A 13,602-nucleotide genomic window follows, 5' to 3' on the forward strand; every position below is an offset into this window, starting at 1 on the left:
CCTTTCCGCTATTATTATGGGACAAAGGGGAACGGAAAATCAATGCGCGTTATTTCCGCTCATCCACCATTCTTAAGATCAACGTTACCGCTTCCGCCCGGTTGGCGGAATCCTCAGGAACAAATTTGTTGCTGCCCCGTCCGTTTACGAGGCCTGCTTTTACGGCCGCGGCTACAGCATCCTTCGCCCATGACGGAATGCTTGCGGCATCCGCGAATGCAAGCTGCCCAGTCTGCACCGTATCCAGCTTAAGAGCACGCACGACGATAACCGTCATCTCCGCCCGCGTAATCGGAAGATCCGGACGGAAGGTCCCGTCCTCGAAGCCCTTGATCCAGCCCGCGGCAACTCCGCTTGCGATAGAAGGCTTCGCCCAATTGCCTATTCTTTCGTTATCTTTGAAGTCGGTGTCTTGCTGCTCCGCTACTGGCAGCTCCAGAGCCCGCGCCAGCATCGTTACGAACTCCGCCCGGGTAACCTGCTTGAGCGGTTTAAACGTTCCGTCCGGATAACCGTTCACAAATCCCATTTGGGCAGCCCGCGTAATGGCATCCCTCGCCCAGAAGCCGGCCGTAACATCCGTAAACTCTCTGCTCGCATTCACAACATAAACCTGAACCGATTTATCGGGCGTTTGCTTCTCCGAAGTCAGATCCGTGCGGACAAGCTTAACCGATTCAATCTTGACGGATGCTTTGCCCGCCGATAGGCCGCCAAAGGTAAACGCGGCCAGCGCTTTTGACCCTTCCGAGCCTGTAGCGGAGCCTACTTTCGTATAAGCAAACGTCACTTTGTTACCGGATTTAATCGGAGAGATGGCAAAGCCGTTTTGTTCTGCAGCACTGTTTTTGGGCAGCAGGTTATTTGCGGATTGTAAGGAAAGCTTGGTTGTATCGTATGAAAGAACAATCTCGTAACCATACACGTTTTTCAACTCGGTCGCTTTTACTGTCACGGTTAACGCCTTATTCACGCCAACGCTTGTCTGGTCGGCGCTAATTTCGTAAGAAGCCGCAGCGGCAGACATTAAAGCAGCAGGCAAACCGGCAAGCAACATTCCTAATACCAATGCCGAGAGGAACCATTTCCGCAGCATCCTTCTTCTCCCCCATAAAAGCAGGAGAAGGGACTTTCCCTCCTCCTGCTTGCCTATGATTTTTAATTAAGCATGCAGAATTTTTTGCGCAATGATAACAAGATCGGAAATATCGATAACGCCGTCATTATTGAGGTCCATCCGCTTAATGGAGCTCCAGTCCGCGGATTGCGAAGTTTTGCCGTAATTGACGGATACTTGAGCAAGGTCAAGCACGCTGATTCTGTTGTCTCCGTTGACGTCGCCGACAACCTGCGTTATAACAAGCTGCTTGAACGCTTGAAGCGCCGTATGAAGCGCCGCTGCCGCGTCTTGTACCTGCTGCTCGGTTGGCGCTCCGGCGGCAACGGTTGCCGCTGCGTCAATGGCTGCTTGCAGGGTAGCTTTGGATCCGGCCGGATATTGGCCAACAGCCGTACCTTCAACCGCCGCATCATGGAAGGCTTGCGCTTCGGTGATGATATCCAGCAAGGCTTGCGTATTCACGTACAGAATTTGAACACTCAAGGCATCGCCCGCTTCAGCCGTAATCTCGGTTGCGGCATCGGAGAATTCCGCGCTGGCGATAGCAAACACCGCCGCCCTATTGCCCGATACCTGCTTGGCTTTCATATTCAGCTTGATCACGTCGCCGGCAGCCGTCACCGCATGATCCGGTCCTTCGCTGACGACAAGGACGCGCACGATGCCTGGTTCATCCGTGTTTGTGCCAACAATGCTGACTCCCTCTACCAGCGATTCCGCGCTTAGGAATTCCACGGCGCTGGAATCGTAGCTGATCCGGATATCTTGTGCGAGCAGCGGAACGGATACGTGATTTAATCCAACCGTCAGGCTGAACGGAGCATTGGAATAGACCTGACTCGCACCCGTAATGGATGCCGTGAGGACACCCGCATTATGAACGGCCAGAGTGTTGGTCACCGCAATTGCCGTATTATTCGCATCGGTTACCGTAATCGTAACGGTATACGGGCTGGCATTATTGCTTCCTTCCGCCGGCGTACCCGTAATTTTGCCCGCATCAGGATCGAAGGAAAGTCCCTCAGGCATCCCGGTTACGCTCCATGCGTAAGGTTTGGTTCCGCCAATTGCGCTTAGATTCAACTGTTGTTCATAAGGAGTTCCTACCTCCGCACCTGGAAGCACCGCATTCGCTGCCGGGGAGCTGATGGTCAACTCGTTCTCTGTAACCTGCAAAGTATCAATCCGGATATCCGGCGAATCAAACACCACATAAACCGTATGAAGACCGGCCGGTGCGTTATCAATCGCCTCTTCCACCTCCGCAAAGCCAAGCTCGCGTACCGTCTGATCCGCCGCGGTTGGCATTGTATACGTGGATACGGAGGTAACGGGAACTTCAATAGTTGCAAAAGGCTCATTCTCCGGCGAATCCGCGCGAAGCGTAATATGACCGCCACTGCCGTTGCTTGCAACGCTGGCAACCAGCTTTTGGGCGCCCGTAAAATCGGTCTTAGGCAGAGCTACCCAAGCTCCTTGCTTCTTCGAATTAACGGTGTAGTATTCGCCAGCGATCTTATCTTCGCTGAGGCTAGCCACCGTCCGGGCTTTGGAAGCTTCCGAATACGCCACATTGCTGGACGCGAACGCATGGTCAAAAACGTTAAACTTATTTACCGCCGAGAGCGATGCAAGCTGGTCGCCTCCGATTGCGATATTGCCCGTAAAGCGGATATCGTCTGAAGAATGACCCACCATCAGGGAATACGAGCCATCCTCTACGATGTAATCGCCTTTGTTCACATCCCAGATCGCAAGATCCTTAGGATCGACGGTTAAGGTAACAACCTTGTGCTCGCCTGCCGTAAGGGATACTTTCTCATAGCCGATAAGCTTCTTCTGAGGAGCTTCGGCTCCGTAAGCAGAGCCGTTTTTCCGGGCATACAGCTGCACGACCTCGGAAGTTGCGATGCTGCCCTCGTTTGTAATCTCTACGGATACGTTAAACGGAGAAGTGCTGCTTGCGCTTGATGGAGCCGAAAAATCCTTGTACGTAAAGTCCGCATAGCCCAAGCCGTAGCCAAACGGGTAAGTAACAGGCGCCGAAGTATACATATACGTCAGCTTTGTTTCTACCGGATCGGCATTCGACATATCCACGGTGTAACGCGGATCGATCTGGCTAAGCGTTGTTGCGCTGCCTTCCGGAATCGAGTATTTATCGATTGCAGGCAAAGCCGACATATCCGCGTACCAGGTAGAAGTCAATCTGCCGGTTGGCGCATAGTCGCCGTACAGCACATCGGTAAGCCCTTGCGCGTCGAATTCGCCGGAATAAGGCTGTTCCACAATCGCCGATACGTTAGGATCATTCTGAATTTCTTCCATAATGACCGGCGAGCTGGCTAGCAGAACGACGATTGTTTTCTTGTTCTTGGCTGCGAAAGCCGCTGCTACGTTTTTCACCAGCTTGTAGTCGTTGGCACCTAAGTAAAGGTCTGCCCGGTCATTGCCTTCCGCCGCGCTGTTGCTTGGATGCGCGCCAATAAATACGAGAGCATAATCCTGGGTGTCTGCCAAAGCTGCCGCATCCGCGCCGGCTTCCTTGACCGTTGTTTTCTCAAACTTGGCATCCGTGCCGCGCGAGTTATAGTTCGCGAGATTGCCGATTGCCGCAGCTCCCGTGGCAATCTTTCCGTCCGCTGCCGTAGTGACATAACGGCCGCTGTATACGCCGGTCTGGAATGCCAAGCCGCCGGAAATGATCGAGACGGAATTGTCCGAATTGCCTTCGATGCGCAGCTTAGCCGGAATCGTGCTGTTATTGCTGACCGACGTCAGGTTGGACCAATCCAAACCCGTCAGCAGCAGGTTTGCCGTTGCGGTATTGCCAACTGCCGCATTATTCGTTGTTGGCGCGGTAACCCACCGGCTGTTTTCCTTGGAGAGAAGGCTTGCCGCCTGCTGGCCCCAATCATAGACCTCGAACAGCTGAGCGTTAGTGAAGGTATTATCAGATGTCGAATAGTCCGCCCATAATTGCCCCCCTGCCGTCGTTCCGGCAGTCACGTATTTGCCGTTAACCTTCGACTTCAGCGCGATAACTTCGCCGCCCGTATTGAACTGCACCTTGGATGCGCCAATCGTGTTAAGAATGGTGAACAACGGCGTTTTGCCGGCAGCCGGAAGGCTTGGCGTACTTGCCGAATATTGGGCTTTCATGCGCATATCCGCGTATGCTCCAACAACCGCTGCTTTTTTCGTTTTGTCGAGCGGCAGCGCGCCGTCCGTATTTTTCAGCAGTACAACCGTTTCCCTTGCGGCCTGCTGAGCTACTTCCTGATGGGCCTCGGTGCTGAAGCTTGTAAGGTTGGATGATACATCCTTCGCCTGGCTGGCGAACGGATAATATTTAGGAATGCCGTTTACGTCCGTTTCGTTAAAAATCCCCACGCGGACCAGCTGATTAACAAGCGGTCTGCCCGCATCCCGCACATCCTGCAGCGTGATGCCGTATAAGCCGTCTTTTACCGCGTTAGCAAGCGTCACGACATCCGTTTTATCCGTGCCGGAAGCGCGGACGGATTCCGAATGACCAAGTACCATAAGCGCCAGCGCATGCTTGCGGTCGAGCGTATACTGCGTGTCGTAGCCATTGCCAAAGCTTGTGTTGTACAGATGCTGTTCCCCGTTAAAGTCCGGCGACGAGTACATGCCGTAGCGCGCAACATTATCGCCCAGAATCATATAAGGAGAAATAATATTCGGAATGCCGTTTGTGCGTCCGAAGGAAGTCATAATACCCGATACGGAACCGGACTCCAGCCCTTTGAACGCGGACGAGGTCTGGTATTCGTAAATCGCCCTTGCTCCCGCCGCGGTGCTGGAGGACTGCCGGAACCATTCCGCATTGTACATGGAGAAGTGCTTCGTCCCCACGATAGCCCGAATCCAGAAACCGTTGTCGCTTTCGTTCTGGTCCGTGCCGGACAGCCCCGCCGCCATATTGTCAATCATCGTTGCCGACAGATAAGGGTCTTCCCCGTATCCTTCCGGGAAACGTCCGTTCAGCGGGTTGATGCGCAAATCCGACAAGGCGGTAAAAGCGATCGGCTTGGATGCATTCGAACCGTTATGAATATTGGCCGTGCCTTGCTTAACATTGTTCTGGCTTATTTTCTCGCTGCCCATCACTTGCCCGACCTGCGTCAGCAGCTCCTTGTTCCAGGATTGGCCAAGGCCTACGAGAGCGGGAAAATCGGTCGATACGCCGTATACGTTATCCGCCGCCGCGATGCCGCCCGGCACCGTCTTGCCTTTGACCGGATTATCGTCCATCACAAACGTGTAGTTATCGCGGATGCCCGTTGCATATAACGCGGCACCTTCAAGGCCGACGTAGTTAAAATAAGTATCCACAAAAGCGTCCAGGTGAGAAGGCACTCCGTCAAACAAAGGCATTCCGTCAAAGATGCCTCCCACCTGCGTATGAAAGGTTAATGCATCCGCCGATGCCTTGCTAGGAAGAATCTGCACCACACTGCTGAACACCAGCGTGCCGGCTAACAACAATGAAGCCGTCTTTCTTCTTTTTATCCCCTTCGAACTGTCCATGCTGACACCATCCTATTCATCCCAATTAATTGATTGTGACTGACGGAGGCTGCTGGCGAAGCTTGAAACAGTTAGCCCTCCCCCTCTCGGCTGAACTTGTCGACACTTAAAGTGTAAACGCTTACCAAACTGCGGTTAAGCGCCTCTTTTTTTGGGATAAGTTCCTATTTTTTTTGATAATGTCGTTAAAATAAAAAAGCTGACATCGGTTAAAAAAAACCGACATCAGCTGATCAAGCCCTCCCCGATTACGTCCGGGCCTCCTGCAAGGCGCGTTTTCTTTCGCTCAACGTCAAAACGAAGCATAGAAGCAGAACGACGCAAGCAAGCGTATAAGGGTAATTAATATCCGCATCGAACAGGAATCCGGCGATAATTGGTCCGGCAATATTGCCAAGGCTCGTAAAGGCCGAGTTCAAACCCGCCACGTAGCCCTGCTGGTCCTTCGCCACCATCGACATTTGCGTACTGATTGCCGGGCGCAATATATCGATTGCCAGGAAGATAATAAACGTCACGGCAAACACCAGCCAGAACTTATGAACAAAGAGCGTCAATGCGATAAACAAGCCGGCAAACAGAAGACAAACGGATATGACCCTCCGCTCGCCGAACGTCCTCAGAATCCAACTGAAGATCGTAACCTGAACGACCGCGCCGGCAATGGAGCCAAACGTAATAATAAAGGCGATATCCTTCGGCTCATAGCCGAATTTGTGATCGACGAACAATCCGAATACCGTCTCGAAGTTGGCCAGCCCGAACGACATGACAAAAACGATAATCAAGGCCAGGAAATACGGCTCGCGATACGAATAACGGAGCTGCGTGAGAAAGCCGCGTTGTTCCTTCCCTGCTGCTGCCGCAGTCTCAACCGCGTCTTCCTGCGCAGGCTTCGACTCCGGAAGAATAATCAGATTGATCACGGCTGCAAGGACACCCGCTGCGCCGGCAGCGTAAAACGGCGCCCGAATGCCGAACTCGGCAATGTAACCGCCAATGCCGGGACCGATAATAAAGCCGGTCGTAATGGCCGCGTTAATAAAGCCCATGCCCGAAGCCCGCTCTTCCTTCGTCGTAATATCGGCCGCGTAAGCCATAACGGCCGGCATAATCATAGCGGCGCTAATCCCGCCAAGCAGCCTGGATACGAATAATAGGACCGAGGATTCCGCGAATCCGAACATCGCCTCGGATACGGCGAACACAAGCATGCCGATAACGATCATCCTCTTCCTGCCGAATTTGTCGGACAACCGCCCGGCAAGCGGCGAGAATAGAAGCTGCGTCAGCGAGAACGCCGCCACGAGCAAGCCGACAATCCCTCCCGTAATGCCAAGCGTCTCCATAAATTTCGGCATAATCGGGATAACAAGCCCGATCCCCGTGAACACTAGCAACAAATTAAACATCAGGATAAGCAGCGCACCCCGATTTTTAAGCAATAAAGTCATTTTATGATTCCCCCGATTTCCTAGCTGTTCGAATACTGAATATTCATTCTAGATTATTGCAGAAAAAAAGGCCTAGCGGGCCGGTGTGGCAATGCCGTGCAAAAACACGTCCATAGCCAGCCGGTAAGCCGCCAGAGCTTCCTCCCGTTCCATTCTTCGCGTGTGCTGATTCAGGCCGTACATCAGACTGTCCAATATAATCGCAAGGCCGGTCACATTCGAGGATTGGAATTCGCCGCTATCGATTCCCCGCTGCAGCAAATCCCGATTAAAGTCAATATAACCTTTAACCATCTCGTTAATGCGCTCCTCGACTTCCGGATTTTTCTCGGCGTTGTTAAAGAACTCGTCAACGGCTTTGGTAAGCGGATGATTCAGCTGGTCATGCGCCAGATGCTCGGCCATGCCGTACAGTTTTTCGATGGTGGTCTTGTACTGCGGCTCCTTCGCCAGCCAAGTTTCCTCCCACTCCGTATTCCAATCGTCAATAAGATGCAGGAACAGCCCTTCCTTGCTCTTGAAATGATAATAGATATTGCCGGCGCTGCAGCCTGTCGCTTTGACGATATCTTCGATGGAGGTTGCTTTATAGCCCTTCTGCACGAACAAATTCCGCGCCGCATCCGCTATCTTTCTCTTTGTATGCTCGGTTTGCTGCTGCTTCTTGTTCACACCCGACTCACCTCGCTTAAACTACCGATTTTCGATACTGAACATTTATTCAGTATTGTAATGGATAAAGAATATAAAGGCAACTCCAACATAAAAAAGCTTGGCACGGACGGCTCCATGCCAAGCTTCCCTCTTATTGTCCGGGCGTGCCCCAGACTGCCGCCAAGGCCTCGTATTCGGCTCCGGTCAGATTCAGGAACGATCCATGCCTCTTCTTCGCAGCCCCCAGGTTATACTCTTCCGCATTCAGAATACGGAACTGTCCGCTGGACAAGTCTTCCGTAACAAGCGGCAGATACCCCTTGCCGGCGGCATACTGATCAACCATCAGGCACCATTCGTTCCGGTCGTTGAACTTGAATACTTCCGGCCCTTCCACTCCGAACAGTCCTTCCAATACAGGCGAATGCAGCTCCCTGAACGAAGAAGCGGATAAGGAATCGCTGCTCTCGACCGTTATGCATTTGGTTGTCTCGTCCTTCGAATAACGGTAATACGCGCTGCCTTCCCGGATAATCGTCGTATCGATTACGTGATTGCCGCGTTCGATATATTTTTCCGGCTTCGTGAAGGAAATAAAGTCTTTCGTCCGGGAGCTGTAAATAATCTGCTTAGGCTCCTGATTTCCTTCCTTGGTCATCGAAGCCCAGAAAATCAGATGCTCTCCCGCTTCCTCGTCAAAGATCGACTCCGGCGCCCAGACGCAGCCCGCATCCGGAAGATCCATCTCCACGCTTCTCTCCTTCGACCAGTTCACCAGGTCCGGAGACTCCCAGACGATAATCGAGCGGCTGCCGCGATGCTGCGCCGTATCCCAGCCTTTGTCATTCGCAATGCGTAGATCCGTCGCAATAATATAAAACTTGTTATCAAGCGGAGAGCGGATAATAAACGGGTCCCGCACACCCTTCTCGCCGATGCCGGATTGCAGTACCGGCTGGCTGTCATTCAGATCATTCCAATGGAGCCCGTCCCGGCTGACCGAAAAATAAACCTGCTCGCCATTCTCATGCTCGCCGGTAAAATGCACAAACAGATAAGCCTCGTAAGGCTGATTTTTCCCTTGTTCTACTGACATGAGCTAGTCCCCCTCGAAGAATTGCTGCGTATCATGCTCTTGCTTCAATTATCCGGTACTAGAGGCGGCTTGATAAGCCCTTATCATGCTATGAACTGACCTATTGTGCTTTATTTCGGACTGCCATAACGATCAGGAATTATCCCTCTTGCAGACTGCCAATTAACTTTTTAAATGGAAAAATACAATCCACTTAAATTATCAAACTTAGATAAGACAAAAACTTTATATTGTTAATCCCATATTCTTCTGCTATACTCAGTCTCACTAACATGTTAGGAAAACTTACACAAAAGAAAACAAAAGGGAGACATGAGTATGAGAAACCGATTTTCATGGAAGGTTTGCACAGCTTTATCTGCTTTGATGGTGTTTAGCTCGCCTCTTTATGTTGCAAATGCTGACGCGAAGCCCAAGACGCATTACCTTGCCGCAAATTCAGAGAATGTACGCTGGGGCAATATCGGGAAAGGGGATCCGGTCCTTACCGTGAATTCCGGGGATATCGTAACGGTCGAGGCTATTACCCATCATTCCGGCGATGATTACGAGAGAATGATTGAAGGCGACGCGGGTGTAGAGGATATTTTCCACTGGGATCATGTCGAGAAGAACGAAGCGCTGCGCGGACCCGGCGTACATATTATGACCGGACCCATCGCGGTTGAAGGAGCGGAACCGGGCGACGTGCTGGAAGTGAAAATACTGGATATGAAGCTCCGGCCGAACGGGAACGAGAAATACGCAGGCAAAACCTTTGGCGTCAACGCTGCCGCCAACTGGGGCTACTTGTACGGAGATATGGCGGAGGAACCAAAGAAACGGGAAGTCGTCACGATCTATGAGATGAGTTCGGACGGCGTTACGGATTACGCTACGGCGCTGTACAGCTTCAAGTGGACGCCGCAGACCGATCCCGACGGTAAGGTGCATCCAACGATCGATTATCCGGGCGTTATTGTCGACCACGATACCGTCGAAGAGAACTTCAACGTACTGGAAGGCGTCAAGGTTCCGGTCAGGCTCCATTTCGGCACGATGGGCGTTGCTCCAAAGGAAGCAGACGTTGTTGACTCCGTCCCTCCGTCCTACTTCGGCGGCAATGTCGACGACTGGCGCGTAACGGAAGGCGCTACGATGTATTACCCGGTATCCGTACCCGGCGCGCTGCTGCAGGTTGGCGATCCGCATGCCGGCCAAGGGGATGCGGAAATTAACGGAACGGCCATCGAGACATCCGTGACCGGCGACATTCAAGTGATTTTGCACAAGAAAGCGGATTTGAACAAGAAGCTGAACAATCTCAGCTACCCGCTCCTTGAGAGCGAGAATGAATGGGTCGTACACGGCTTCAGCTACGCAAACTACCTGGCAGAGCTTGGAGCAAATGCCCAGAAGGATATCTACAACAATTCCTCGATCGACAAGGCCATGAAGGACGCCGCGTTTAAAACAAAGGATTTTCTGATGAAAGGAATGGATCTGACGGAGGATGAAGCCTACTCCCTAATGTCAGTCTCCACCGACTTTGGGATTACGCAGGTCGTTGACGGCAACTGGGGCGTTCACGCCGTCATTACGAAAGGCCAGTTCGGCGAAGCGGAGCAGAAGACTGTAGGACTGCGAAGCGCCTTTGAAAGCTTTGGCGCCAAGGTACGCTGGAATACGCCAACGCAAACCGTAACGATCAGCTATAACGGCAACACACTTGCCATGACGATCGGCCAGACAACCGCAACCTATAACGGGGAAAAGATTAAGCTGACCGCTCCCGTGCAGCTGTCAGGCGGAACAGCGGTCATCAGCGATTATTCCGCAAGCTTCTATCAATCCAAGCTGTCCAAAACCAATTAAGCCATCATCCTATTCTACTCAGAAAAAAGAACCGCCGGGCTGCCACCCGGCGGTTCTTCCTGTCACGGCAGCTTAAATATTAAGGCCGTCCTGATTCTTATGGCGCTTGAGCAGAATCTGATTCTCAACGCGCAGTATCCCTTTTAGCGAATAGATCGACTCGTGCATGAACCGGTCCACCTCGTCCATATCTTCCACTAGATAATGAACGTGAAGCAGGCAGGGACCGGTCATCTCGTAAAGAACAACAACGCGTTCGTTGGCCTTGAGCGATTCCAGAATCTCGTCCAGATGGACAGGCTCGACCTCAAGCTCCAGGTAAGCGGATATCTTTTTGCCCAGTCTTTCAGCGTTGATAACAATCGAGAACTGCTCGATAATGCCCTGATTCACAAGCCTGTCGATCCGCTCCTTCACCGCCACCCCCGACAACCCTACTTCTTTGGCTAGATCGGTATATGAAATCCGGCTGTTCTGCGACAGCCTCTGCAAAATATGATTATCGATGGAATCCAGCATGCCTTCACCTCTTTGAGGTTATTGTAACAGATCGAACTTACCTATCTCCAGAGAGGAGTATAGAAAAAGACGCTGCCCCCGGGACAGCGCCTTCCATTGTTTATACGCCAGCCTCTTGCGGCTGCCAGTTGCGGACTCCGTTATCTTCGATAATGCCTATCGTAACGTCTGCGATCGCCGGATCAAGCAAAAGCGTGTCTCTCACCTTAAACTTGATATCATCGGCTTCCGCAAGCGTCATCCCCGGCTTCAGCTCGATTAGACCTTCAACGTGGTAATAGCGGCCTTCCTGCAAAATTCGCATCGAATAAAGATCGGTTACTTCCCCATGGGAGAAAATCAACTGCGCAACCTTCTCTTCGACTTCGCGCGGCGCGGCCACGCCAATCAGGCCAACCATGTTATCGTAGCCTACGCGGAACGCCACCGCCACCATAAGAAGCCCGATCAATATGGTCGACACGCCATCCAGCAGCGTGAAGCTGGTAAGCGAGGTGACAACGACGGCAATCAGCGCAAGAAACGCACCGGTCGTGGCAACCAGATCTTCATAAAATACGAGGCGCGTCGGAGGTGCAGCCCGTCCGACATTCTTGAACGCCGCCCCAACAATGGCAAGACCTTTCGCCTCCGAACGCGATTCATGAACAATTTCTTTCATTGCTTTATGTAAAACAAAGCCGTCAACGCCGATGGAGATAAGCAGGATAATAAAGTTTATCCAGAAGCCATGCGATTCCGACGGGTGGGCCAGCAAGTGAAAGCCCTCTCTGATCGTTTCGTAAGCCATAACCGTAACGACAATAACCGCAATCATGCAAAACAGGTTAATTACACGGCCGAATCCGGTCGGAAATCTTTGCGTCGGCTTTTTCTCGGCAAGCACGCTGCCCGCGAATACGAAGCCTTGGTTCACCGCATCCGCAATGGAGTGCATGGTGGAGGCAAACATCGCGCCGCTTCCCGTCATCACCGCAGCTACGCCTTTTACGATGGCCACTGCCGTATTCCCGACTGCCGCCGTTGCCGAAGACGTATTCCCTTTTTTCAATAAACTCCAAAAACTGTCCTTATTCCTGTCCGATTCCACTTTACAAAGTTCCCTCCATTATGTGCTTATCTTCCTAGTATAGGTAAAATTACTTTACTACAATACGATCTTGTAAAAAAGTGGTTTCAATGTATTCGCTAAAAAAAATGCTTGGCATGATCAATCTCATGCCAAGCACTTTTAATTCTACCGGAAAGGCAAAGCCTTCTTCTCCTCGCTGCTTTGAATGGCCAGCTCAATAATCTTAATCGTGTTTCTGGCATCTTCCGCCGCAACGGGTACTGGTTTATTCGCCGTAATCGCCTGAACCATTCCCTCGTAAAAGCGTTCATAGCTCCCCTGCAGCGTCTTCACCTTGCCGGTCTCCGTCTTGCCATCAACCGTTACCGTCAGCTCGCCGTACCGCTCTTCCCGATCCATGCCCCACTCCGGCTGACCCGGCAAGCCGCCCTTGCGCAGCATGTCCTCCTGCGAATCCAGGCCGTATTTGATAAAGCTGCCCTTGCTGCCATGCACCTGGAATTTGGGACCATGCTGCAACACAAGCGAACCGCTGTGCAGGATAACTCTTTTCGTGCCGTAGCTCAGAATCAGGTGGAAATAATCCGTCACCTCGGAGCCTGCCCTTTGCGCCATAAGATCGGCATATACGGTATCCGGCTTCCCGAACAGATGCAGGGCCTGGTCGATCAAATGCGAGCCTAAGTCATACAGCATGCCGGAGCCCGGACCCGCCGTTTCTCTCCATCTATTGGATACTTCCGGACGGTAACGGTCATAATGCGCTTCGTAGGATGCGATCTCTCCCAGCTCGCCAGCCTCGATAAGGCCCTTGACGGTAAGAAAGTCGTTATCCCATCTCCGGTTCTGATAGACGCTAAGCAGCTTGTCTTGCTGCCGTGCCGTCTCGATCAAATCATCGGCTTCTTCCGACGAAATAACAAACGGCTTCTCCACAACAACATGCTTGCCCGCAAGCAAGGCTTGCTTCGCAAAGGTATAATGCGTCTGGTTAGGCGATGTAATCACAACCAGATCGATGCTTTCGTCGGCGAGAAGCTCTGCAAGCGAGGCGATAACCTCCGTGTCCGGCAAGTATTGTCCTACCTTTTCGGGATTGCTGGACACGACCTTTGCGATTTCCATTCCTTCAATCGATTGTATAAGTGGAGCGTGGAAAACTTGCCCTGATAATCCGAAGCCAACCAATCCAACCTTAACCTTACTCATGCTCTGCACTCCCTCTCCGTTCTCTGTCCTGTCTCAACCAGTATAAAAGATGACATGCGGCAATTCAATG

General features: G+C 52.0%; 9 protein-coding genes. 1 reads left to right on the forward strand and 8 read right to left on the reverse strand.

From position 1 onward, the window contains the following. Window positions 1-49: 49 nt before the first annotated feature. From PGL01S_RS04305 to PGL01S_RS04325, 5 genes are all read right to left on the reverse strand, one after another. Window positions 50-1,096, reverse strand: coding sequence for an S-layer homology domain-containing protein (locus PGL01S_RS04305; protein WP_127491773.1), 1,047 nt, complete (start codon window positions 1,094-1,096; stop codon window positions 50-52). Window positions 1,097-1,162: 66 nt separating this feature from the next. Continuing rightward, window positions 1,163-5,674 (reverse strand): glycoside hydrolase family 3 C-terminal domain-containing protein, encoded by a 4,512-nt coding sequence (locus PGL01S_RS04310; RefSeq protein WP_127491775.1) that lies wholly within the window; start codon window positions 5,672-5,674, stop codon window positions 1,163-1,165. Between the two features lie 248 nt (window positions 5,675-5,922). Next, entirely contained in the window at window positions 5,923-7,128 is a 1,206-nt protein-coding gene (locus PGL01S_RS04315) for an MFS transporter (protein WP_127491777.1), read from the reverse strand. Window positions 7,129-7,200: 72 nt separating this feature from the next. Next, window positions 7,201-7,800 (reverse strand): TetR/AcrR family transcriptional regulator, encoded by a 600-nt coding sequence (locus tag PGL01S_RS04320; RefSeq protein WP_127491779.1) that lies wholly within the window; start codon window positions 7,798-7,800, stop codon window positions 7,201-7,203. A gap of 133 nt (window positions 7,801-7,933) precedes the next feature. Beyond that, window positions 7,934-8,878: a glycoside hydrolase family 43 protein gene (locus PGL01S_RS04325; RefSeq protein ID WP_127491781.1), complete on the reverse strand. Its 945-nt coding sequence runs from the start codon at window positions 8,876-8,878 to the stop codon at window positions 7,934-7,936. Between the two features lie 318 nt (window positions 8,879-9,196). Between PGL01S_RS04325 and PGL01S_RS04330 the strand changes: the two genes are divergently transcribed. After that, on the forward strand, window positions 9,197-10,732 hold the full coding sequence (locus tag PGL01S_RS04330; protein WP_127491783.1) for an acetamidase/formamidase family protein: 1,536 nt from the start codon (window positions 9,197-9,199) through the stop codon (window positions 10,730-10,732). 72 nt (window positions 10,733-10,804) lie between these two features. On the opposite strand, the gene PGL01S_RS04335 is transcribed toward PGL01S_RS04330, so the two are convergent. The 3 genes from PGL01S_RS04335 to PGL01S_RS04345 all read right to left on the reverse strand — a co-directional run bounded on the left by PGL01S_RS04335 (window position 10,805) and on the right by PGL01S_RS04345 (window position 13,532). Then, on the reverse strand, window positions 10,805-11,251 hold the full coding sequence (locus PGL01S_RS04335) for an Lrp/AsnC family transcriptional regulator (protein ID WP_127491785.1): 447 nt from the start codon (window positions 11,249-11,251) through the stop codon (window positions 10,805-10,807). 100 nt (window positions 11,252-11,351) lie between these two features. Beyond that, window positions 11,352-12,341, reverse strand: a complete 990-nt coding sequence (locus PGL01S_RS04340) for a cation diffusion facilitator family transporter (protein WP_127491788.1) — start codon at window positions 12,339-12,341, stop codon at window positions 11,352-11,354. 147 nt (window positions 12,342-12,488) lie between these two features. Continuing rightward, window positions 12,489-13,532: an oxidoreductase gene (locus PGL01S_RS04345; protein ID WP_127491790.1), complete on the reverse strand. Its 1,044-nt coding sequence runs from the start codon at window positions 13,530-13,532 to the stop codon at window positions 12,489-12,491. Window positions 13,533-13,602: the final 70 nt, after the last annotated feature.

This window comes from Paenibacillus glycanilyticus NBRC 16618, assembly GCF_004000805.1.
Classification (GTDB): domain Bacteria; phylum Bacillota; class Bacilli; order Paenibacillales; family Paenibacillaceae; genus Pristimantibacillus; species Pristimantibacillus glycanilyticus.

Coding starts and splice junctions, on each gene's coding strand:
- PGL01S_RS04310 (WP_127491775.1), bottom strand. CDS start 5,674: ATGGACAGTTCGAAGGGGATAAAAAGAAGAAAGACGGCTTCATTGTTG.
- PGL01S_RS04345 (WP_127491790.1), bottom strand. CDS start 13,532: ATGAGTAAGGTTAAGGTTGGATTGGTTGGCTTCGGATTATCAGGGCAA.
- PGL01S_RS04305 (WP_127491773.1), bottom strand. CDS start 1,096: ATGCTGCGGAAATGGTTCCTCTCGGCATTGGTATTAGGAATGTTGCTT.
- PGL01S_RS04335 (WP_127491785.1), bottom strand. CDS start 11,251: ATGCTGGATTCCATCGATAATCATATTTTGCAGAGGCTGTCGCAGAAC.
- PGL01S_RS04330 (WP_127491783.1), top strand. CDS start 9,197: ATGAGAAACCGATTTTCATGGAAGGTTTGCACAGCTTTATCTGCTTTG.
- PGL01S_RS04315 (WP_127491777.1), bottom strand. CDS start 7,128: ATGACTTTATTGCTTAAAAATCGGGGTGCGCTGCTTATCCTGATGTTT.
- PGL01S_RS04325 (WP_127491781.1), bottom strand. CDS start 8,878: ATGTCAGTAGAACAAGGGAAAAATCAGCCTTACGAGGCTTATCTGTTT.